Annotated in this window: 21 protein-coding genes; 4 read left to right on the top strand and 17 right to left on the bottom strand. The window is 58.3% G+C overall.

From position 1 onward, the window contains the following. Window positions 1-42 precede the first annotated feature (42 nt). Window positions 43-1,413, bottom strand: coding sequence for a cysteine--tRNA ligase (gene cysS / locus H598_RS0120340; RefSeq protein WP_028114649.1), 1,371 nt, complete (start codon window positions 1,411-1,413; stop codon window positions 43-45). Window positions 1,414-1,617: 204 nt separating this feature from the next. Between cysS and H598_RS0120345 the strand changes: the two genes are divergently transcribed. From H598_RS0120345 to H598_RS0120355, 3 genes are all read left to right on the top strand, one after another. Beyond that, a complete protein-coding gene (locus H598_RS0120345) occupies window positions 1,618-2,112 on the top strand; it encodes a peptidylprolyl isomerase (protein ID WP_028114650.1) in 495 nt (164 codons plus the stop codon). Then, entirely contained in the window at window positions 2,102-2,860 is a 759-nt protein-coding gene (locus H598_RS0120350; protein ID WP_051252912.1) for a UDP-2,3-diacylglucosamine diphosphatase, read from the top strand. The genes H598_RS0120345 and H598_RS0120350 overlap by 11 nt, the downstream gene beginning before the upstream one ends. A gap of 270 nt (window positions 2,861-3,130) precedes the next feature. After that, on the top strand, window positions 3,131-3,730 hold the full coding sequence (locus H598_RS0120355) for a Yip1 family protein (protein WP_028114652.1): 600 nt from the start codon (window positions 3,131-3,133) through the stop codon (window positions 3,728-3,730). An 83-nt stretch (window positions 3,731-3,813) separates the two neighbouring features. Here H598_RS0120355 and purF read toward each other — a convergent pair whose 3' ends face one another. The 10 genes from purF to fabB all read right to left on the bottom strand — a co-directional run bounded on the left by purF (window position 3,814) and on the right by fabB (window position 15,331). After that, on the bottom strand, window positions 3,814-5,328 hold the full coding sequence (gene purF / locus H598_RS0120360) for an amidophosphoribosyltransferase (protein ID WP_028114653.1): 1,515 nt from the start codon (window positions 5,326-5,328) through the stop codon (window positions 3,814-3,816). Between the two features lie 54 nt (window positions 5,329-5,382). Further along, complete coding sequence (locus tag H598_RS0120365) at window positions 5,383-5,871, bottom strand: CvpA family protein (protein WP_028114654.1); 489 nt, start codon at window positions 5,869-5,871, stop codon at window positions 5,383-5,385. A 135-nt stretch (window positions 5,872-6,006) separates the two neighbouring features. After that, window positions 6,007-6,546: an SPOR domain-containing protein gene (locus H598_RS0120370; protein WP_028114655.1), complete on the bottom strand. Its 540-nt coding sequence runs from the start codon at window positions 6,544-6,546 to the stop codon at window positions 6,007-6,009. A 3-nt stretch (window positions 6,547-6,549) separates the two neighbouring features. Then, the gene (folC, locus tag H598_RS0120375; protein ID WP_028114656.1) at window positions 6,550-7,803 is read right to left on the bottom strand and encodes a bifunctional tetrahydrofolate synthase/dihydrofolate synthase; all 1,254 of its coding nucleotides are present in this window, start codon (window positions 7,801-7,803) and stop codon (window positions 6,550-6,552) included. Continuing rightward, window positions 7,803-8,669 carry an acetyl-CoA carboxylase, carboxyltransferase subunit beta gene (gene accD / locus H598_RS0120380; RefSeq protein WP_028114657.1) on the bottom strand — a complete coding sequence of 289 codons (867 nt, stop codon included), beginning with the start codon at window positions 8,667-8,669 and terminating at the stop codon, window positions 7,803-7,805. Before accD ends, folC begins: the two co-directional genes overlap by 1 nt. Window positions 8,670-8,891: 222 nt before the next feature. Then, window positions 8,892-9,683, bottom strand: coding sequence for a tRNA pseudouridine(38-40) synthase TruA (gene truA, locus H598_RS0120385; RefSeq protein ID WP_028114658.1), 792 nt, complete (start codon window positions 9,681-9,683; stop codon window positions 8,892-8,894). A 260-nt stretch (window positions 9,684-9,943) separates the two neighbouring features. Further along, window positions 9,944-11,674 carry a FimV/HubP family polar landmark protein gene (locus H598_RS0120390; RefSeq protein WP_169629321.1) on the bottom strand — a complete coding sequence of 577 codons (1,731 nt, stop codon included), beginning with the start codon at window positions 11,672-11,674 and terminating at the stop codon, window positions 9,944-9,946. 197 nt (window positions 11,675-11,871) lie between these two features. Next, a complete protein-coding gene (locus H598_RS0120395) occupies window positions 11,872-12,888 on the bottom strand; it encodes an aspartate-semialdehyde dehydrogenase (RefSeq protein ID WP_028114660.1) in 1,017 nt (338 codons plus the stop codon). 3 nt (window positions 12,889-12,891) lie between these two features. Continuing rightward, the gene (locus tag H598_RS0120400; RefSeq protein ID WP_028114661.1) at window positions 12,892-14,019 is read right to left on the bottom strand and encodes a 4-phosphoerythronate dehydrogenase; all 1,128 of its coding nucleotides are present in this window, start codon (window positions 14,017-14,019) and stop codon (window positions 12,892-12,894) included. A 97-nt stretch (window positions 14,020-14,116) separates the two neighbouring features. Beyond that, window positions 14,117-15,331 (bottom strand): beta-ketoacyl-ACP synthase I, encoded by a 1,215-nt coding sequence (gene fabB, locus H598_RS0120405; protein ID WP_028114662.1) that lies wholly within the window; start codon window positions 15,329-15,331, stop codon window positions 14,117-14,119. Window positions 15,332-15,456: 125 nt separating this feature from the next. Here fabB and mnmC point away from each other — a divergent pair, with 125 nt between their 5' ends. Beyond that, window positions 15,457-17,412, top strand: coding sequence for a bifunctional tRNA (5-methylaminomethyl-2-thiouridine)(34)-methyltransferase MnmC2/FAD-dependent 5-carboxymethylaminomethyl-2-thiouridine(34) oxidoreductase MnmC1 (gene mnmC, locus H598_RS0120410; RefSeq protein WP_035416339.1), 1,956 nt, complete (start codon window positions 15,457-15,459; stop codon window positions 17,410-17,412). A gap of 26 nt (window positions 17,413-17,438) precedes the next feature. On the opposite strand, the gene H598_RS0120415 is transcribed toward mnmC, so the two are convergent. From H598_RS0120415 to aroC, 6 genes are read right to left on the bottom strand one after another with little or no spacing between them, the layout of a single operon-like run. Beyond that, a complete protein-coding gene (locus H598_RS0120415) occupies window positions 17,439-17,717 on the bottom strand; it encodes a YfcL family protein (protein ID WP_028114664.1) in 279 nt (92 codons plus the stop codon). A gap of 10 nt (window positions 17,718-17,727) precedes the next feature. Then, entirely contained in the window at window positions 17,728-18,840 is a 1,113-nt protein-coding gene (locus tag H598_RS0120420) for an ATP-NAD kinase family protein (protein WP_028114665.1), read from the bottom strand. A gap of 7 nt (window positions 18,841-18,847) precedes the next feature. Next, complete coding sequence (locus tag H598_RS0120425; protein WP_028114666.1) at window positions 18,848-19,375, bottom strand: elongation factor P hydroxylase; 528 nt, start codon at window positions 19,373-19,375, stop codon at window positions 18,848-18,850. Beyond that, window positions 19,335-20,543 (bottom strand): MFS transporter, encoded by a 1,209-nt coding sequence (locus tag H598_RS27050; RefSeq protein WP_051252913.1) that lies wholly within the window; start codon window positions 20,541-20,543, stop codon window positions 19,335-19,337. The genes H598_RS0120425 and H598_RS27050 overlap by 41 nt, the downstream gene beginning before the upstream one ends. Before the next feature lie 28 nt (window positions 20,544-20,571). Then, complete coding sequence (locus H598_RS25125; RefSeq protein WP_051252914.1) at window positions 20,572-21,774, bottom strand: MFS transporter; 1,203 nt, start codon at window positions 21,772-21,774, stop codon at window positions 20,572-20,574. Further along, the gene (aroC, locus tag H598_RS0120440) at window positions 21,771-22,871 is read right to left on the bottom strand and encodes a chorismate synthase (protein ID WP_028114667.1); all 1,101 of its coding nucleotides are present in this window, start codon (window positions 22,869-22,871) and stop codon (window positions 21,771-21,773) included. Before aroC ends, H598_RS25125 begins: the two co-directional genes overlap by 4 nt. Window positions 22,872-22,879: the final 8 nt, after the last annotated feature.

The raw sequence follows: 22,879 nt of genomic DNA on the forward strand, positions 1-22,879 counted from the left end.
TAAAAAAGCCCGCTTTCGCGGGCTTTTTTTGCAGGTGAGTGGTTACTTACGGCGCCATGAAGTCCCACCAGCACCATCTTCCAGCACGATCCCCATGGCGGTCAGGGCATCCCGGGCCTCATCGGCCTTTCCCCAGTCTTTGGCCGCTCTGGCGTCATTGCGCTGCTGAATCAGTGCCTCAATCTGAGCCACTTCGTCATCGTCACCGCCCCCCTGCAGGAACTGCTCCGGCGGCTGCTGCAAAATGCCCAGCACCCCGCCCAAGTTACGCAGGGTAGCCGCCAGCCCGGCAGCGTCACCGGATTGCTCTTTGGCGATATTCAGTTCACGGGCCAGCTCGAACAATACCGATACCGCTTCTGCGGTATTGAGGTCATCGTCCATGGCAGTACGGAAACGGGCCAGGTACTCTGGCAACACCTCACCCTGCTGCGGTGCATCCCGCAGCGCCGTGTACAGACGCTCCAGAGAGGCATGGGCCTGATTCAGGTTCTCTTCCGAATAGTTCAGCTGACTGCGGTAATGGCTGGACAGCAGGAAGAAACGCACCGCTTCGTGGTCGTACTGCTTGAGCACATCACGAATGGTAAAGAAGTTGCCCAGGGACTTGGACATCTTTTCTTTATCAACCTGCACCATGCCACCGTGCATCCAGTAGTTGACGTAGTTGTTATCATGAGCGCAGCAACTCTGCGCCACTTCATTCTCGTGGTGGGGGAACATCAGATCCGAGCCTCCACCGTGAATGTCGAACACCTTACCCAGATGCTTGCCGTTCATGGCGGAACATTCGATGTGCCAACCGGGTCGGCCCTGGCCCCATGGTGACGACCAGCTTGGTTCACCTGGCTTGGCGCTTTTCCACAGTGCGAAGTCCATGGGGTTGCGCTTGTCCTCTTCCACATCCACTCGGGCGCCGGCCTGCAGTTGCTCCAGATCCTGACGGGACAACTTGCCGTAATCGGCAAAGGTCTTCACCTCAAACCAGACGTCGCCCTTGTCGGAAACGTAGGCATGGCCCTTGTGCACCAGCACGGCGATCATGTCGATGATCTCCTGCATGTGGCCGGTTACCGTGGGTTCGATATCGGGGCGCAGCAGACCCAGGGCATCAAAATCCTCATGCATCGCCTGAGTGAAACGCTCAACCAGCGCTTCGCAGCTTTCACCATTTTCGGCGGCACGACGAATGATCTTATCGTCCACGTCGGTGATGTTACGCACGTATGTCACGTCCATGCCCAGCGAGCGCAAATACCGCACCGCGATGTCAAACGCCACATAGGTACGCCCATGACCGATGTGACAGTAGTCGTAGATGGTTACCCCACACACGTACAGGCCCACTTTGTTAGGCTCGATAGGGGTAAAGGTCTCTTTCTGTCGGGTCAGCGTATTAAATATCTTTAGCATTGTGGCGCTCGTTATACTGTTTGACGGTACGTAAAAATCAAAGGCCCAAGTCTATCACGAGTTCAGGGCTTACGGAGCGGGTTTTTGTTATCACTCAGATCGATGGCCAGCATGAACAAGAGTTGGTCGACTCGCCCTCACCGGCTTCCTAGTCCCTTGTGGATAAGGTAAAATTTGCCAACCATAACTGAAGAGGTCCCAATCATGGTGACACTGACTACCAATTTCGGCGACATCAAGCTGGAACTGTTTGCCGACAAGGCGCCCATTACTGTTGAGAACTTCCTGTCTTACGTAAAAGACGGTTTCTACGACAACACCATCTTCCACCGCGTCATCGACGGCTTCATGGTTCAAGGTGGTGGTTTCACCCCAGACATGCAGCAGAAAGAGAATGGCGGCGGCATTCAGAACGAAGCCAGCAACGGCCTGTCCAACAAGACCGGCACCATTGCCATGGCCCGTACTCCGGATCCACACTCCGCAACGGCTCAGTTCTTCATCAACGTCAATGACAACACCTTCCTGGATTTCAAGAGCGAAACCTCTCAGGGTTGGGGTTACTGCGTATTCGGTCAAGTGGTTGAAGGCATGGACGTGGTCGAGAAGATCAAGGCGGTGAAAACCGGCAACCACGGCATGCACCAGGACGTGCCGCTGGAGTCCGTGGTTATCGAGAGCGCCAAGCTTGAAGACTGATAACCTTCAGAGGGTCGCTGCCAGCGGCCCTCGCACCCTGTTTATCGGCGACCTTCACCTGAGCGCCGAGCGGCCGGACATCACTCACGCCTTCGCCCGCTTCCTGGCCAAAGAGCTGCCAGGAGCCGATGCCCTGTATATTTTGGGGGATCTGTTCGAAGCCTGGATTGGCGATGATGACCTGACTGAATTCAACCTCGAAGTGGCCTCACTGCTGCATCAGGCTCGCCAGTTTGCGCCCATCTACTACATTCACGGCAACCGGGACTTCCTCATTGGACCGGCTTTTGCCAAACGAGCCGGCCTGATACTGCTACCGGAAGTGGATACCCTCAACCTCTATGGGGTACCGACAGTGATTCTGCACGGCGACAGCCTGTGCACCGCCGACATCGAGTATCAGAAATTTCGCCGCCTGCGTAACAAACCCTGGTTCCGGCTGATGCTGCTGTCTCTGCCATTGAAGTTAAGACGAGCACTGGCACGGCGAGCCCGGGCGAAAAGCAAAGCCGCCACCTCGAGCAAGGATCAGAGCATCATGGACGTCTCCCCAGGGGCGGTCGACAAACTGATGCAACAGACCCAGACCCGCCGCATGATTCACGGCCATACCCACCGCCCCGCGGTCCATCAGCTCAATGAAGCCCGGCAGCGCCTGGTGGTCGGTGACTGGTATCAGCAGGACAGCGTGTTGCTGGTCACTCCGGAACAGTGTCAGCTGTCCAGTCAGGCCCTGCCCGCCACCTGATCGACTCGCAAGCTATTGAATCAAACTCATAACCGGTCGCCAACAAGCGAGACTTTTCGTGATCCAAGTCAAATTCTTGCTTGACTCAAACGCCGCAATCCCTAATAACTAGTACTACCTGCTCTAAAATTGATCAGTCCATCCGCGGTTGACGCCACTGGCAATGGCCGCACCCGGTCGACGATCACCGACAGAGCGAGTAAGCAGTAGTTGTATCGTCTGAAGTTCCGACGACTAACGCACATTGACGTTTAGCAGGGGATAATAACTATGATACTCAATCATTTATGGGGACTGTATACCCATCCACGTGAAGAGTGGCAGAGCATTGAACGCACCCATGAAGGGATAGGTGCCAGCCTCACTCACATCCTGGTCATTGCACTGATCCCCGCCATCTGTGGCTTTTTCGCCAGCAGTTACATTGGCTGGAGCATCGGTGCCGGCGAGCCCATCAAGTTAACTCAGGCCAGTGCGGTGAAAATGGCCTTCGCCATGTATTTCGCCCTGATCGCCGGCGTATTTCTGCTGGCCTATCTGGCGCACTGGATGGCCAAAACCTTTGGCGCTGACCCCACCACCACCCAGGCGGTGGAACTGGCCGCCTACACCGCCACCCCGTTGTTCATGGTTGGCTTTGCCACCCTGTACCCGGAGCTGTGGTTTGTGATGATGGTCGGCTTGGCGGGCATCGCTTACTCGGTTTACCTGCTCTATTCCGGGGTGCCCATCATCATGAACATTCCCGAAGAGCGCGGCTTTATCTATGCCAGTTCGCTGGTAACCTGCGGGCTGGTGTTACTGGTGGCAATACTCGCCGCCTCGGTGATCATGTGGAACCTGGGCTTTGGCCCATCCTACGTCGCCTGACCCGGCAACGACGGTATAAAAAAAACGCGCCTGCAGGGCGCGTTTTTTCGTTGTCGCCCCGGCAGGGGCACGGCCATCGCCTCCTAGGGGTGGCAGACGTTATGAATTTCCAGGTTGCTGCTCTGCTCCGAGTCTCGCAGGGCTTTGGCATCGTCACTGCGAGAGGCGGTGAGCTGATCCAGGTAGCTCTGATCCACATCCTGAGTCACGTATTCACCATTAAACACCGAGGTATCGAACCGATTCACGGTCGGGTTTTCCTCGCTTACGGCCGCCACTAGGTCGTCCAGATCCTGATAGATCAGGCCGTCGGCTTTAATCAGGCTGCACACCTCTTCCACATCCCGGCCATAGGCGATCAGCTCCTGTGGACTCGGCATATCGATGCCATAGACATTGGGGAAACGAATCTCCGGTGCGGCCGAGGCGAAGTACACCTTACGGGCGCCAGATTCACGAGCCATTTCGATGATCTGCTGTGAGGTGGTGCCTCGCACCACGGAGTCATCCACCAGCAGAACATTCTTGCCCTTAAACTCCTGAGCAATGGCATTGAGCTTCCGACGTACCGACTTCTTACGCTCCGCCTGCCCCGGCATGATAAAGGTACGACCCACGTAGCGGTTTTTCACAAACCCCTGCCGGTAAGGCAGATCCAGTTCATTGGCAATCTGCAGCGCGATGTCGCAGGAGGTTTCCGGGATTGGAATCACCACATCAATGTCATGATCTTCCCACTCCCGGGCGATCTTAGCCCCCAGTTTTCGGCCCATATTGACCCGACTGGCGTACACCGAGATGCCGTCAATGGTCGAGTCCGGACGCGCAAAGTACACAAACTCAAAGATGCACGGACTCAGCAGCGGTTGCTCGGCACATTGTTTGGTAAACAGATGGCCCTCGACGTCAACGTAAATCGCCTCGCCGGGCGCCACATCCCGAATGTACTCAAAGCCCACCGCATCCAGAGCCACACTCTCCGAGGCCACCATGAATTCCTGACCCTTCTCCGATTGACGCTTGCCCAGCACCAGCGGGCGAATGCCGTTGGGGTCACGGAATGCCACCATCCCCTGCCCGACAATCAGGGCCACGCAAGCGTAAGCGCCGCGCACCTTCTTATGCAGTTGGCTAACGGCGCTGAACACCTGCTCGGCATCCAGTTGATAACCTGGCATCTGCTGAATCTCGTGCGCCAGTACATTCAGCAACAGCTCGGAATCCGAGTTGGTGTTGATGTGGCGACGCATCTTGGCCATGGAATCGCTCAGCTCATGGGCATTGGTCAGGTTGCCGTTGTGAGCCAGTGTGATGCCAAAGGGGGAGTTGACGTAAAACGGCTGCGCCTCGGAGGAGCTTGAGGATCCCGCCGTCGGGTAACGCACATGGCCGATGCCCACGTTTCCCTGCAGCCGCAGCATGTGTTTACTTTCAAAGACGTCCTTAACCAGACCGTTGGCCTTTCGCAACCGGAACGCTTCCGCATCCACGGTGACGATGCCGGCCGCATCCTGGCCGCGATGCTGCAACACAGTCAGCGCGTCATAGATGGTCTGGTTGACGGAGGAATGAGCAACAATTCCGACGATACCACACATTATTGTTGATCCTTATTCGGTAAGATGTTCATAGTTAGTAGGGTCATGGTTTTATTATATTTTTGGTAAAAAACTGGAGCTTTGCTCCAGGTATTGGAAGAACCATTGAATGACGACTTTGAATTCGGGAATCAACACCGAATCGTGCCACCAGCCCGAGGACGCCGCCCCGGTAAAACTATCGAGGAAAAACAGTACCGCAGCCACCACCAGGGCGCCACGGGCAGCACCAAACACCGCACCCAGCACCCGGTCGGTTCCGGTCAAGCCGGTTCGGTCGACCATCTGGCCAATGAGGTAATTCAGCAGGCCACCGAGAATCAGTGTTGCTACAAACAGAATTGAGATGGCGGCGCCATTTCTCAACATGGGGTCGTCTATCTGGCTCAGGTAAACCGCAAGGTCTTCATAGAAGCGGCTGGAGACCAGAAAGGCCAGCACCCACACCACCAAAGACATCGCTTCGCGGGCAAAGCCGCGAACCAGACTAATAAGGACAGAAAGTCCAATGACAGCCAGTATGGCGTAATCAATCCAAACCATCACAGCGAGTATCGCCTCCGAATCTACGTTTGGGCGGCAATTTTAACAGAGCGCCCGCCCTTTCACATCTAAATTTGATCGACTGTTACTTGCACTAAAAAGCCCGCATAAATGCGGGCTCTGTGCTGAATCAGACTAAATATCGGTGGCCTTGTATCGCACCAGGCTGCCATTGAGCTCGGTCAATTTGGCCAGGCGCGCCTTTTCTTTCATCAAGGCGTCTTTGGAGATGTCCGGCCCGACGAAGACCCGGTTCAAACGCCCCTCCACCGGTCTGGCCGGCACCGTATAGGCTCGAAACCCCTGGTCACGGAGTTGATTCACCAGGTTATTAACGTTCTTAGCGTTCTTAAAGGTACCCAGTTGAATGGTCCAACCCTGGCGAATCTCGGTGGCCGCCGGTTTCGCGGCAGGCTTGCTGGCCGGTTCAGCCGCCGGGGCATTGCTCGGCGTCGGTTTAACTGCCTCTTTTTGCACCTTGGTGTCACTCAGAGCCACGTCATCGAACGCCTGCTCCGGCACTGGCTCGGGCAGCGACACCGGTCGCAGTGGAATGGTGGCAAAATTCTCCTGCACCCGCTGTTTTTCACCACTGAGGAGATCGGGAAGAAAGATCACCGCCAGTGCGGTCAGCACCAAAGTGCCAACAATCCGATTCTTTAACTGAGCAGACAAGCCCTATTCTCCTGCGATTGCGTGTTGCGCCTGAGCCACAGTGTAAAAGGAGCCAAACACAATGACTAGATCTAATTGTTGCTGCTGCGCCCGGGCCGCCGTCATCGCCTCGGCAACCGAGGCATAGTGCGGCGCCCCGCCGACGGCCCTGGCGATGCGCTCACCATCACTGCCCCTTGGCACCGCCAACGGAGCGGCGAACCAGCCATCCACCACCGTCATCAGGGGCGCCAGCGACGCTTCGATCTCCTTGTCCTCCAGCATGGCGCACACCGCCAATACCCGTCCCGGCCCCTTCATCGACGCCAACCGTTGGGCCAGATAACGCGCCGCATGAGGGTTATGGGCCACGTCGGCGTAGACCGGCGGTGACAGGCTCAGAGGCTGCAGCCTTCCCGGCAGAGACGCTGCCGATAAGCCGGCCGCCATCGCTTCGGGGCCAATGTTGGGCATCAGGCGATCGATGGCCGCCACCGCCGTGGCGGCATTCATGGCCGGCAGCGCCGGCAGCGGCAACTGTTCCAGGTGACGACCGGGACGACGAAATTGCCAATGGTCAGCCTGATAGTCGGCGTGAAACTCGTGCCCGACTCGTATCAGTGGCGTCCCCAATTCACGGGCGTATTCGGTCACCGAAGCCGGCAGTTCCGGTTCACCAATCACCGCAGCGACTCCGGATCGAAAGATTCCGGCCTTTTCGCGGCCGACGGATTCACGACTGTCGCCAAGGTACTCTTGATGGTCGAGATCGATGGAGGTGATCACCGCCAGATCGGCATCAATCAGGTTGGTGGCATCCAGCCTCCCTCCCAGACCCACTTCCAGCAACACCACCTGCGGCTTGTGCCGGGCAAACAGATACAGGGCGCCAAGCGCGGAAAACTCGAAGAAAGTCAGCTGGGTTGAGCCTCGAGCCAGCTCAATGGCTGCAAAGGCATCCCGATGAGACTGATCGCCCAGTTCGTTGCCATTGAGGCGAACCCGCTCGTTGTAGCGATGAAGATGAGGGGAACTGAAGACACCGGTGCTGACACCGGCCTGGTGCAGTATCGATTCCATCATGGCGCAGGTGGAACCTTTGCCATTGGTACCGGCAACGGTGACGACGGTGGAATCGGGCAAGGCATCCAGCCCCATGGCCTCGGCCACCTTACGCAACCGGCTCAATCCCATGTCAATGTCAGACGGGTGAACCGCCAGAATAAAATCAAGCCAGTCCTGCAAGGACTGGCTTGAGAAGGGTGCCGCATTGGCCATTATTCGGTCTCTTGAGGCGCCGCGTGGGTGAACTTGCCCAGAATTCGAGCCAGGGTATCGCGCATTTCGCGACGATCGACGATCATGTCGATGGCCCCTTTCTCCAACAGGAATTCACTGCGTTGAAAGCCTTCCGGCAACTGCTCGCGAACGGTTTGCTCAATCACCCGGGGGCCGGCAAAGCCGATCAGAGCCTTAGGTTCAGCCACATTGATGTCACCCAGCATCGCCAGGCTGGCAGAAACCCCACCCATAGTAGGATCGGTTAATACCGAGATGTAAGGCAGGCCTCGCTCGCTCATCTTCGCCAACGCCGCCGAGGTTTTGGCCATCTGCATCAGCGAAAACAACGCCTCCTGCATACGGGCGCCACCACTGGCCGAGAAACACACCAAGGGCAGATTTTTGTCCAGACAAACCTCAACCGCGCGCACGAATCTGGCGCCGACCACGGAGGCCATGGAGCCGCCCATAAAGGCAAACTCAAACGAACACGCCACCACAGGCTGGCCTTTCAGCATGCCTTCTGCCGCGATCAACGCATCGGATTCACCACTGGCTTTCTCGCCCTGGCTGATGCGGTCTTTGTACTTTTTCGAATCCCGGAACTTCAATACATCCTGCGGCGCCAGATCGGCACCGATCTCGTGCATGGTCTCTGCATCAAAGAACCCTTCCAGCCGCGCTCGGGCCCCAATTCGCATGTGGTGGTCACACTTAGGACACACTTCCAGATTACGCTCTAACTCTGCTCGGTAGAGGATCTGGTCACAGTTACCACACTTGCTCCATACCCCCTCTGGTACGGAGTGGCGACGGGCCGCGACTGTTTTACTTTTCGGCAGGATTTTCTCTAACCAACTCATCGTCGCTAGTCCTGTAAATGAATGGCCTGATTAGGCCGTTATCTGCTGCAAACAGGCCATTATCTGAATAATAGTAGCCTGTTTTCGAATTCTTTTTTTGGCACCTGGGCTCAAACTGAACAAATTAAACCACAAAGGTCACACTGACGATACTGAAAACTGGTCTAACCCGATAATTCTCAGGGAAAATGCGGCTAAATTCACTGTCTGGTGGTTAACTCGCTACAACGGGTCGGGTAAAAAAAGTGGTCCCGGTTCGCTCACCGGAATCGCAAATTCCTCCGGGTAGTCCACCTGAACCAGATACAACCCCTCAGCCTTTGAGGTCGCCGAGGCCAAGTTCCGATCTTTGGCCGCCAGTAACTCGGCAATCCACTCTACCGGCTGCTCTTTTTTCCCCACGGTCATCAGCGATCCGACAATGTTGCGCACCATATGGTGAACAAAGGCATTGGCCTTAATGTCGACAATCACATAGCGGTTACGACGGCTGACGCTGAGGTGGTGCACGTTCCGCCACGGCGACTTTGACTGACACTGAATCGCCCTGAAAGAGCTGAAATCCTGTTCACCCAGTAACAACTGACCCGCCTGGTGCATTAAGGTTTCATCCAGTTCGTGGTAATAGTGACTCACGCCACTGCCCAGAATGGCCGGTCGATAGCGGTGGTTATAGATGATATAGCGGTAGCGTCGGGCCGTTGCTGAAAAACGAGCATGAAATTCATCGCTGACCGGCTTAGCCCAGCGCACGGCAACATCGCCAGGAAGGTTGGCGTTCAGCCCCAGGGTCCAGGCTCGCTCGGGGCGAACCGCGTCGGTATCGAAGTGCACCACCTGGCCGGTACCATGCACCCCGGCATCGGTCCTGCCGGCACAGAACACCTCCACCGGATGATTGGCAACAACCGACAGGGCTTCCTCCAGTCGCTGCTGAACGCCAACCACTTCCCGCTGGCGTTGCCAGCCAAAATAGCGACTGCCGTCATACTCAATTCCCAGTGCGACTCTCATACCCGTACTACCTGCTGTTCAAAAAGGGGCGCATTATACCAAATTACGGCAATTTTACCGCTGCCACCGTGCGGCCGAGCATTGTAATACCAAACCCGGGTTCGATCTGGTCTGCGTTGCTGAAATTTGTCGTCATCCAATACCGGCACACACCCTAAGCGACCGATCCGCCAGCCCAGGGCCAAACTGTGAATCGGCCCTCATGCCAATGCCCCAAAAAAAACGGTGGCCAGCGCCACCGTTGTTGATCATTTGGTCACTTACAGGCGGTCCAGCAACTCCTGGGCTTCCCCCTGCTGAGCGCTGGCGCCTTTTTCGATCACTTCCCTCAGCAACGCCTTGGCACTGTCCTTGTCATCGATCTCGATGTAGGCGCGGGCCAGATCCAGTTTGGCGCTGTAGCCACTAACCTCGTCATCCACGTCTACCCCGGACTGTTCGCCAATCAGACTGGTCAAATCCGGGTCTCCGATATCCAGATCCAGCCCGTTATAAGGCTCGACCGGCGCCTCCTCGCTGTGAGATTCATCCAGCAGTTTGTCGATGTCGATAAACTCTTCGTCCCCGGGTGGGTCCAATGACACTTCCGGCGCGTTATCCAGGCTGAGATCCAGACCGCGATCCATCGGCTCGGGCTCTGCTGCCGACACCGAAGGGGCCGGCTCCTCAGCCTTGGGCTGTGGCGCGCTATCCACCGGCGAATGGTCCTTGAGCAAGGCCTCAATGTCGTCTTCCGCCATGGCCATGCCATTGTCGTCGGCCTCGTTCATCAACTCGACCATGTCGGCACTGTCATCCAGAGCCACCCCAAGTTCAGACATCACGGTGTCTACGTCAGGCTCAAGTTCGTTGATGGCCATGTTGGCCAGCAACTCATCATTGAAATCTGGCTCCTGAGGCTGAGCATCGCCACTTTCCATGGCCTGATGCTCCTGCAATAACTCCTCCAGCGACTGCACCGGCTCTTCGGCCTCGGTGGCAGAAGGCTCCAGTTGAATCGCCGCCGCCTCCTGAGTGTCCGTCGGTACCGACGCTGCAACGCTCGACTCCGGCTGGGCTGCGGCGGTGGCTGGCTGAACCGGATCCGAAACCTGAGCAATGCTGCCATCAGGCTCCGGCGCCCGGCGACGGATGTACAACCACACCAGTGCCAGCAGGAACAGGGTGGGTACCACGGCGGCGATGCCTACCAGCCAGGGTTTGGCCCATAGCTGCTGCCAGATACCGCTCTCTTCAATATCCTGAACCGGCTCCACCACCTCGGCGGAATTGGTGCTGGTCATGGGAGAAACCAGTTGCTGTTCCAGTTGCCGATTGACCGTCTGCTGATCATCCAGGGCACTCTGCAGAGTCAGCACCTGCTGATTCAGCTCGTCCAGGCGGGCCTTCAACAGCTCATTCTGCTCCAACATCGCCGCCATCTCATCGATGGATTGACCCAACTCCTGTCGCAGACGCCCAATCTGTTCCGCCGATTGCTGCTTTTGCAGGTTCAGTTCATCGTTCAGACGGGCCAGTTCTTTATTGACTGCCGGAGCCGCGGCCGCTTGCGGCGCCGGCAATGGAGTAACGGTGGGTGTCGGCGACGCCTTGGCTTTGGCTTTGGGTGCCACAGGTGCCGAGCCCCAACGCTTGTCATCGGCAGACGCTCGCCCCTTTGCCTCAACGGGATCGATGGCAAGAATCACCGACTCATCCGGTAGGGTAAGGATCATCCCTTTTTCAAGGGCATTGAGGTTCTGACTGCTGAACGCCTGGGGATTGGCCTGGTACAGCGCCAACATGGTCTGATAGACAGTGGCGCCTTCCGGTTGATGAGCTTTGGCCAGACGCCATAAAGTATCGCTGGGGGAGGTCGGCCCAATGGTAACCTGTTTCAGTTCACCCTGAGGTCCGGCAACGGCCAATCCTTCGCCAACGGCATGTAATGAGTACGAGCAGGCCATGGCCCCACTCAACAGGGCAACCAATACCCTTTGCTTTCCAGTCATATTGCAGGCCCGCATATCTCTGTCTATGGTTTGATTTTTAAATGCTGCGATCTCAACACTATATCTCATCTGTCATAAGGACGACAGCAGTTGCTTGGCTGGCAGCAGCCCGAAGTGATCAAGGCCTCGCTGCCCCCCGCCATAGCAAACAGCCGCCCCGAATTCGGAGCGGCTGCGGCGGGCATTACCGGTAGTGGTTACAGATAATCGCTGATCAGCGTTTCGGCAATCTGCACCGCATTGAGGGCGGCACCTTTACGAATGTTGTCTGCCACCACCCACAGGTTCAGGCCACAAGGATGGCTGATGTCCTGGCGCACCCGTCCTACAAACACCTCGTCCTGGCCAGTGGCATTGCCGACCTGAGTGGGGTAATCCTGGTCTTCTTCCATCAACACCAGTCCTAGAGCCTGGCTCAGCAACGCCTTGACCTCATCCACCGATGTCGGCTGACGGGTCTCCAGGTGAATCGCTTCACCATGGCCGTGGAATACCGGTACCCGCACCGCGGTGGCATTCACCGCAATGCTGGCGTCACCAAAGATTTTCTGAGTTTCCCAGACCATCTTCATCTCTTCTTTGGTGTAGCCGTTGTCCATGAAATCGTCGATTTTCGGCAGCACGTTAAAGGCTATCTGGTTATCGAACACCTCATTTTTCGCCGGCAAGCCGTTCAGCAACTGAGCACACTGCTTGGCCAGTTCCTCGATGGCGCGGCGCCCGGCACCGGAGACCGACTGGTAGGTGGCCACGTTAATCCGGTCGATGCCGTAGTGCTGATGAATCGGATGCAGCGCCATCAGCATCTGAATGGTGGAACAGTTTGGGTTGGCAATGATGTTGCGATTGCGAAATTCCGCCAGCGCGTGGGCGTTGATCTCTGGTACCACCAGGGGGACATCCGGCTCATTGCGGAAGTGAGAGGTGTTGTCGATGACCACGCAGCCGGCCTCGGCCGCCAGCGGAGCATACTGAGCCGACACCTCACCACCGGCGGAGAAAAAGGCCAGCTCTACCTGGCTCCAGTCAAACTCCGCCACATCGGTAACCGTCAGGCTCTTACCTTTAAACGCCTTGGTGTTGCCGGCACTGTTGGCACTGGCCAGCAGATGCAGCTCGGCAATAGGAAACTCCCGCTCTTCCAGAATCTGGATAAGGGCTTCACCAACGGCGCCGGTAGCGCCCAAAATTGCGACATTAAATGCCTGTGCCATGGGTTATCTCTCTTTATTAAAACCGAGTTCAGACCACAGGTCCGGGGCCGCTTGCCCCGAGTGACCCACGGTTAAGGATAGAAATTCTCTGCGATTGAGGTGGGCTTTTCGCTGCCGATCAAAGCCACCGGCTTGGGTCTGCCACTGCCGAAAACGGCGATCTTCGCTGTCGATGTCGTACACCAGCCGGGCAACACGCGCCAGCAGAGACTGATTCATCGGCGTGCTCAACCGCAGCGAAGCAATCTCGGCAGTCGGCACAAACTGGGTAAAGTCTGCCACCGGCCCCAGGTCCAACTGCTTTGCCAGCACCTGAAGCAACATCCAATTGCCCCGCAGTTTGGCCTCGACGCTGTAGCCGGCGATGTGCGGAGTGGCGAGGTCGGTGACCTCCACCAGTGCCGTCATCGGCGACGGTTCTCCCTCCCACACATCGAGAATCAACTTAAGATCCGGTCGCCGTAGTTTCACCGCCAGCAGGGCCTGGTTATCCACCACCTCGCCCCGGCAGGCATTCACCAGCCAGGTATCCGGCTTAAGCGCCGTCAAACGCGCCTCATCCAGCAGATGCCAGGTGGGGTGGTCGCCATCCCGGACCAAAGGCACATGGCAACTGACGATGTCTGCCTCGGCCAATGCCGCCTCCAATGACTCAAACTGGCGGGGGTCCCCCGCCGCCTGCAGCGGCGGGTCACACAAAAGAACCCGCATCCCCAACGCTTGCGCACGTCGGGCCGTGGCAGAGCCGGTATTGCCGGCGCCGATCACCGCCAGGGTCTTGCCCTCAAGGGAAACCGACAGCCGCTCAGCCAGGGTCAGCAGCGCCGTCAGAACATACTCGCCCACCGCCTCGGCGTTACAACCAGGGGCATTGCTCCAGGGAATGCCTCTGGCTTCCAATGCTGCCACGTCGATGTGGTCAAAGCCGATGGTGGCGGTACCGACAAATTTCAGTGTCTTGGCGGCGTCAATCAACGCCTGATTGACCTGAGTGACACTGCGCACCAGCAGGATATCGGCGTCGCGCACTTGATCAGGGCCAATCGCCCGTCCAGGATAACAACGAATCTCTGCCAGATGGCCAAACATGGCATCCAGAGCCGGCATATTCTCATCAGCTACGATAATCATCGGGGTAGGAGGAGTTGCGGTAACAGGAGGGGGAGTGTAACAAAAGCAGAGCCGGGACGCAGTATCCCGGCTCTGTGGATTATGGGATTATGAACGCTTAATCCTGGTATTTACGCATGATCAGCGTGGCGTTAGTGCCACCAAAACCAAAGCTGTTGCTCATGACGGTGGTCAGCTCGCGCTCCTCGGTCTCGGTGACAATGTTCAGTCCCTTGGCATCCTCATCGAGGTTGTCGACATTGATGCTGGGTGCCACAAAGCCATTTTCCATCATCAGCAGGCTGTAGATGGCCTCGTGCACACCGGCGGCGCCCAGGGCATGACCGGTCATCGCCTTGGTGGCACTGATGGCCGGGCTGTTGCTGCCGAACACCTCTTGAATGGCGCCCAGTTCACGGGTATCGCCAACCGGCGTACTGGTGCCATGGGTGTTGATGTAATCGATGTCGCCACCGGCCTGGTCCAGGGCCAGCTTCATGCAACGCACCGCCCCTTCACCGCTGGGCGCAACCATGTCATAGCCATCGGAGTTAGCGCCGTAACCAACGATTTCAGCGTAGATTTTGGCACCACGGGCCAGAGCGTGTTCCAGCTCTTCCACCACCACCATGCCACCACCACCGGAGATCACAAAGCCGTCACGGTCTGCATCGTAGGTACGGGAGGCCTTGGTCGGATCGTCGTTGTACTTGGTGGACAGCGCGCCCATGCCATCAAAGCCCATCGCCAGAGTCCAGTGCAGCTCCTCGGAGCCCCCGGCAAACACGATGTCCTGCTTACCCAGTTGAATCTGCTCGACGGCATGGCCAATGCAGTGAGCACTGGTGGCACAAGCGGAGCTGATGGAGTAGTTAATGCCCTTGATCTTAAACGGGGTCGCCAGACACGCTGAGGCGGTAGAGGACATGATCCGCGGCACCAGGTAAGGGCCCACACGGCGCACACCTTTGCTGCGCAGCGTATCGGCAGCCTGCACCTGATTCAGGGAAGAGGCACCGCCACAGCCGGCAACGATGCCGGTGCGAAGGTTGCTGACCTGGTCTTCTGGAAGGTCGGCGTCTTTGATCGCCTCTTCCATGGCAATGTAGGCGTAGGCCGCCGCATCACCCATGAAACGCAATTTCTTGCGATCGATGTGTTCAGCCGGGTCGATCTTCAGATCACCCCAGACGCGGCTACGAAGACCCAGCTCTTCAAACTGATCTGAATAGCTCAGGCCACTTTTGCCGGCCTTCAGGGCTGCCGTTACTTCTTCGGCGTTATTGCCAATACTGGAAACAATACCCAGTCCGGTAATTACAGCTCGCTTCATCATTTTTTCCTGTGTATGAAGATCCGTTAAACTGACGCCATCTTAGCCTGTTTTGTTTGCGAAACTGGTCGGCTTTCCCTATACAGCGTTACAATGGCGACAAAAGAGCGACAGTGAGACCCAGCGTGACTCCCATCCTTCCCGCCAAACTGGATTGGCGCGATTCCGACACTCCGGTATCGATCGAATACGACGATGTGTACTTCTCCACCGTGGACGGCATCGACGAAACTCAGTATGTGTTCCTGAAACATAACGGGTTTCCCGAGAGATTTATAGCCCACCCCCACACCACTCTGGTGGTGGCGGAAACCGGCTTTGGCACCGGCCTGAACCTGTGCCTGCTGTGGCAGGCCTTTCGCCAATTCCGTCAGGCGCACCCACAGGCCCGCTGCCGACGGCTGCATTTTGTCAGCATGGAGAAACACCCGGTCACCGACGCCGACCTGCGCCGGGCCCACAAATACTGGCCACAGTTGCAGCATCAGACCCGACAACTGCAGCAGGCCTACCCCGCCCCGATCGGCGGATGTCATCGCATGGAGTTCGACCAGGGCGAGGTGGTGGTCGACCTGTGGCTGGGGGACGTCAACGAGATTCTGCCATCGATGGTAACGGACAACAGCGGCCTGTTCGATGCCTGGTTTCTCGATGGCTTCACGCCGAGCAAAAATCCCGCCATGTGGCAACCCGAACTGTACACTCAGATGGCCAGGCTCAGCCGTCACCAGGCCACCTACGCCACCTTTACCGCTGCCGGGCACGTACGCCGCGGGCTGGAACGCGTTGGCTTTTCGGTCACCAAGGACCATGGCTACGGCGTCAAGCGCGAGATGATCAGCGGCCAGCTATTGAACGCCAAGCCCGTCGCCAAAACCGTCTCCGAAGTGGCCATCGTCGGTGCCGGTGTGGCGGCGGCACACCTGGCCCTTAGCCTGGTTCAGCGAGGCATTCGTGTCACCCTGTACAGCCAGGGCCAGGCCAGTGCCGATGGCGCCTCGGGCAACCGTCAGGGGGCCATCTATCCACTGATGAACCTGGCCGAGGATGGGCTAAGTCAGCTGTACCAACAAGGCTTCCTCCTCAGCCGCCAGCGCCTCAACCGCACCGTGGCGGCCGGGCATAGCATCGACCATGACTGGTGCGGTGTGGTTCAGCTAGGTCAGAACGACAAAGATCAGGCCAAACTGGCCAAAGTGGCGACCGCGGGCTTTCCGCCAGAACTGGTGCACGGCATCGACCGCCAGCAGGCCAGCCACATTGCCGATCTGCCGCTGGACCGGGGCGGGCTGTTCTTTCCCTTCGGCGGTTGGGTCGCTCCAAACCAGTTGATTCCGGCACTGCTCGCGCAGGCCGGTCAACTGGGACAACTGCAGTGCCACTATGACCACCCATTGAGATCGCTGACCGCCAGCGACAACGGCTGGCAACTGGATTTTCACAATGGCCAGCAAACCCACCATGACCAGGTCGTGATCGCCATGGGGCACCAGAGCCACCAGTTGGCACAAACTGCGCCACTGCCCATTCAGGCGGTTCGAGGCCAGATCAGTGCCCCCCAAACCACCCCAAGGCTGAACCAGCTAAAAACCGTGCTGTGCGCCGACGGCTACCTGATCCCACAACTGCAGGGACGGCTCACCAGTGGCGCCAGTTTCGTTAAGCGCAATAGTGATAGCCGTTGGCAGCAACAGGATGTGGCGGAGATTCGCCAGCGCATGCACGCCAGTTTTGGTCAGTGCGGCTGGGCCCAAGAGTTGATGTTTGATGACAGCGGCCGCGCCGCCGTGCGCGGCTCGGTACGGGACCACTTTCCTCTGGCCGGCCCGGTTCCGGATTGGCCGCAGATCATCGACCGACAGTCACAACTGCGCCAGCAGCCACTGCCCTCCCAGCCCGGGCTGCACCTGCTGGCCGGACTGGGCTCACGAGGACTGTGCAGTGCCGCGCTGATGGCCGAATCGGTGGTTTCCAGCCTGTGCGCCGAACCCAGGCCCATCGATCAGGCGCTGCTGGCGCGCGTGGTTCCGGGACGCTTCTGGCAGCGGCGGCTGAACAAAGGCCATCCGGTTCCGGAATAAAAAAAGGAGGCGCCGGCCTCCTTTTTTTAGTGTCCGAGTTGCTGCAACCGCTGCAGCAACTGAAGCCAGGCCTGGCGCACCAAATTCAGATCATCCGGCGCCAGTTCTGTGCTGGCTGCGCTGATGCGCTTCTCCATGTCTTCCGACAACAGGCTAAGCAATTGCGGCTGCTGTTCATCCAGCTCATTAAGGCTCAGTGCCAAGTGCCCCTGCAGGTAGCCACTGGCAAACACCTGGTCGTCGGTGCCCTGCTCGACCATTTCGGTCATCCACTGGTCGGCCTGTTGTTCTAACCTGTCTAACATTCACCCTATCCTACGTTAACCGGTACAGTACTTCATCGTGAAAGCCGGTGATGATGGGATACCAACCGGCCAGCTGAGCGTCCAGCTCAGGGTCGCCAGTATCTGCGATCATCGGCCTTCCCTCAAGCGCTTTCAGCTTCGATTTGGTGGCCAGAATTAGAATGTTGTCGCGACCGATGGCGCGTATTACCTCGGGGCTGAGCTGCTGGTTGCCCCGGCCAAACAGGTGGCCCTGGCCCCCGATCAGGGTCACCACCAGTCGACTGGGCACCTCAGCAACCAACTTAAGTAACTGAGCAGCTGTCAGATCCCGGCCAATAAGCTGGCCATCGCGCACCACATCAACCCCGAGCAGAGTGTTGTCCAACCCCTGCATCGCCATGGCGGCGGCCACCGTGGAACCGGAGCCCATCACAAACTGTCCCCCCTCCTCCATCCGCTCCTGCAAATCGGCACAGATGTCATCCAGTACCAGTTCATCCACTTCGACGCCCCCCATTTTCACCGCCTGAACAAACTGCAGTGCTTCGGGAATCCGCATCTCACCATAATGACGAGCCTGCACCCGCCCCTGACGAAATGCCGCTTCATCGATGTCACGCACTTCGGCCATCATGGTGCTCACCAGCTCGCCCCGGCTCATCATCGCCACCACCTCGCCGCTGGCTTTGGGAGTAATGCCGTAAACACCGGAATGAATCTTCACCCCCGCCGGCACCCCCAGTACCGGCTGCCGCTCGCCCACCACCGAACAGATGTCGCGGGCGGTGCCGTCACCGCCGGCAAACAACAGCAAGTCGACGCCGTGTTCCATCATCGCCCGCGTGGCCGCTTGGGTATCCGCCGCCTCACTGTCATCACCACTGCGATAAAGGCAATGGTGGGGAATCCCCAGCCCGGTAAGCAGATCTCCCCCCATGGCCCCGCCGGCGGCGACCCAGTCAATGGCGGGCCACTGCGACTGGCACGCGTTCAGTGCCGCGGCCATTCGCTGCTGTGCCTTGGGGATCGCCCCCAGGGCCAGCGCCTGTTGGCTTACATTGTCGCTGCCTTTCAGGGCGACACTGCCCCCCAGTCCAGCCACGGGATTGATAATGACTCCGAGTCGAAATGGTCGATTCATCCTTGCCTCAAAACTCAAACCGCTGGGTTGACAGCGCCGGTGTACGGTAGTGACGACGAACGTCTTCGATTAACGCTCCCGCCCGTGGCGGAAATCCCTGAACCAGATAGCGGCGCGCCTGCGTCTGCACCTTGAGCTGAAAGGCGCGGCGATCCACCTCTATGCCTCCCAGGTTGTCGACACTGACATTGAATCGGCGTCCCGCCGCCAGATGCAGGGCCCACTCGATGGCCTGAGGCTTCACCTCGACTCGCTCAAACTCCGCTTGCTGCTGTGCATCACGACCATCGGGGTGATACCAGTAGCCGTAATCCAGCCGCAGTCGGCGCGTTGGCCCAGCCAGGGTCCAGTGCGCCAGTTCGTGCAGGGCACTGGAGAAGAAACCATGAGCAAAAAAGATACGGTGGAAAGGACACTGCTCGTCGGCTGGCAGGTAGAGGGGTTCGCTGCCCTGATCGATAAGCCGGGTATTAAACTGCTTACCCAGGCCCTGATTAAACAGTCGAATCAGCACCTGGTTCTGATTGTTGCTCACCTCGCGATTCCATCCTCTTGTTGTCGTGCAATCCCTTAAACCCCAGCGCAACCAGCAAAGCCGTCGTGGCCAGCCCCATGGCCAGCCACCAGATCTGCTCGGGTTGGCGCAACCACAACTGACCACTGAAATACACCCCCAAAGCCCCGCCGCCACTGAAGGACAGGCTGCGATAGAGCGCTTGCACCCGCCCCTGAATACCGGGACGGAACTCATGGTGAATAAACTGCATGGCGCAGACATGGGCCAGAGAGAAACTGGCCGCATGCAGCAAGTTAGCTGGCAATTGACCCAAGGGAGAACTCATTTCGGCAGTCAGATACCAGCGCAGTATTGCCAGCATACCACAGGCGATCATCAGCCATTCCAATGACACTCGCTTTAGTAACCGAGGGGTCAGTGTGAACAGCGCCATCTCTGCCACAACACCGGAAGCCACCAGCATGCCTGCGACCCCCTCGCCGATCCCCAAGGATTGCAAATAGAGCACATAGAAGCCGTAAAAGGCGCCATGGCTGGCATTGAGACAGAAGGCAAACAGCATAAAGGTGCCGACCCGAAGCCAGTTGACGCCACCCCAGTTATCGACGTGGGCCTGGCGAGTCTCCTCGTCACTGCCCCTGAGCGGCAGGGCAAAGAGCAGCATGACCACCAGCAGTCCACAACCGACCCAGGGCATCAGGGTGACACTCCAGCGCTCGAACAAGCCGCCGGCCAACATCACCATCAGCAGAAATCCCAAACTGCCCCAGGTCCTGATTCGGCTGTAGAACTCGACCCGGGGGCGAAGGGCGCTGAGGGTCAATACCTCCAACTGGGCCAGGATGCCACTCCAACTGGCACCAAACAGCAACAGGGCGACGGCCGTGGGCCAGAAGCCCTCGGCAACAAACAGGCCGGCAAATCCCAGCAATGACAACCCCACCCCCAGCTTGATCATCAGGGTGCGTCGCCCATACCGATCGGCCAGGGTGGCCCACAAGTAGGGGGCAATCATGGCAATGGCCATCTTTGCCGCCATCAGGGTGCCAATGTCAGAAACGGAGAAGCCTCGGAGCTTCAGAAACACCGCCATAAAGGGCACGGTCAACGCCTGCATGGCAAAATAGAACAGGTAGTTGGCTGCCAGGAACCGCCGTTGAGGCAGCCAGAATCCGTCGTTTCTCATTCTCACAGGCAAAGGTTACCGACCTGGATTAGGCCGTGGACTCCGTGCAGGACTGCGGTTGCTGCTGTTGGTCTTCCGCGATCCGCTTATTGTACCCCAGGCTTTGAGACAGCAGCGCCATCACCAACGACAGCGCCGCCAAGGCCATCGCCAGTTGCCACACCCGTTCCGGGTGCTGTTGCCACAAATGGCCACTGAGGTAGATTCCCAGGGCGCCACCACCACTAAAGGCCAGGCTGCCGTACAGCGCCTGCATTCGCCCCTGAATGCCGGGCTTGAACTCGTGATGAATAAACTGCATGGCACAGGCATGGGCCAGGGCAAAACTGGCGGCATGCAGCAGTTGCGCCGGCAACTGCCCGGCGACCGTGGTCATCTGCGAAGTCAGATACCAACGCAACAGGGCCAGGGCCCCACAGAGGATCATCAGCCGATCCAAGGCAATTCGTCGCAACAACCGCGGCATCAAGGCAAACAGCGCCACTTCCGCCATCACCCCACACGCCAGCAGCACCCCGGCCATGGACTCGCTGATCCCCAGGGTCTGAAGGTACAGCACGTAAAACCCGTAGTAGCCGCCATGGCTGGCATTGAGGCTGAAAGCAAACGCCAGATAGAGGCCGACTCTGGGCCAGTGAATGCCGGACCAGTCCGCGGACTGACGCTGCGGTTGTTCTCCGGCACCACGCAAAGCCAGGGTAAAACCGATCATCGCCGCCAGCAGCGCCACCCCCAGCCAGGGCAACAATCCGGCATCCCAGCGTTCGAACGCCCAACCGGCGGCAACCACCATCAACAGGTAGCCGACACTGCCCCAACTGCGAATCTTACTGTAGAGTTCGGTTCGAGGTTTCAAAGAGCTGAGCGTCAGCACCTCCAATTGAGCCAAAATGCCACTCCAGCTAAAGCTGAATGCCATCAAGGCCAGCGCCGTCTGCCAAAAACCCTGGGCAATAAACAGTGCGGCGAAACCGGCCAACGCCAGAGCCACCCCCAGCTTGGCCACTAAGGCACGGCGACCGCTGTAGTCGGCCAACGATGCCCACAAGTAGGGGGACACCATGGCGGTGGTCATCTGTGCCGCCATCAGGGTGCCGATCTCCGGCGCCGAGAAACCACGCAGATCCAGGTAGATGCCCATGAAGGGCACAGTCAGCCCTTGCATGGCGAAATAGAACAGGTAGTTTGCAGCCAACAGCTGTCGCTGTGGCTGCCAGAAGTTCAAGGTCATTGATCGTTCATCGACAGAGTCGGGGTAGACACGGTCACGGCACCATTCTGGCCGCGTTGACGCAGGGCGTGATCCATCAGGGTGATCGCCATCATCGCCTCGGCGATGGGTACCGCACGAATGCCGACACAGGGATCGTGACGGCCCTTGGTCACCATCTCGGTGGCCTTACCCTCGACATCGATGCTGTTACCCGGCACCATGATCGAGGAGGTAGGCTTGAGAGCCAGGTGGGCGATCACCGGCTGGCCGCTGCTGATCCCCCCCAGTACACCACCGGCATGGTTGCTGGCAAACCCCTCCGGCGTCATCTCGTCCCGGTGCTCGCTGCCCTGCTGCTCAACCACGTCAAAACCATCGCCAATGGCGACCGCCTTAACCGCATTGATGCTCATCAGGCTGTGGGCCAGATCCGCATCCAAGCGGTCAAACACCGGCTCACCCAGCCCGACCGGTACCCCGGTGGCCACCACCGTCACCTTGGCTCCGATGGAATCTCCCCGCTTCTTCAGATCCCGCATATACTGATCCAGCTCATCCAGCTTGGTCACATCCGGAAAGAAGAACGGGTTGTTTTCCACCTGGGTCAGGTCCACCTGCTTCGCCTTAATCGGTCCTAGCTGTGACAGGTAGGCCCGCACCTCGATGCCGTACGCCTGAGCCAGGTACTTCTTGGCAATGGCCCCGGCCGCGACCCGCATGGCGGTCTCCCGCGCCGAACTGCGGCCCCCGCCGCGATAGTCACGGACACCGTACTTGTGATGGTAGGTGTAGTCGGCATGACCCGGACGGAACACCTGGGAGATGGCCGAATAGTCTTTGCTGCGCTGATCGGTGTTTTCGATGACCAGGCCGATGGGGGTACCCGTGGTCTTGCCTTCAAAGACCCCGGATTGAATCTTAACCTCGTCGGCTTCCCGGCGGGCGGTGGTATAACGGGAGCTGCCCGGGCGACGGCGATCCAGATCCAGTTGCAGATCCGCTTCGCTCAGTTCAATCCCCGGGGGGCAACCATCAACAATGGCCCCCAACGCCAGCCCATGGCTCTCACCATAGGTGGTTACGGTAAACAGTTTTCCTATTGTATTGCCAGCCATCGCGTTGG

Origin of the sequence: Ferrimonas kyonanensis DSM 18153, from assembly GCF_000425405.1 — a bacterium.
In the GTDB taxonomy this organism is placed as follows: domain Bacteria; phylum Pseudomonadota; class Gammaproteobacteria; order Enterobacterales; family Shewanellaceae; genus Ferrimonas; species Ferrimonas kyonanensis.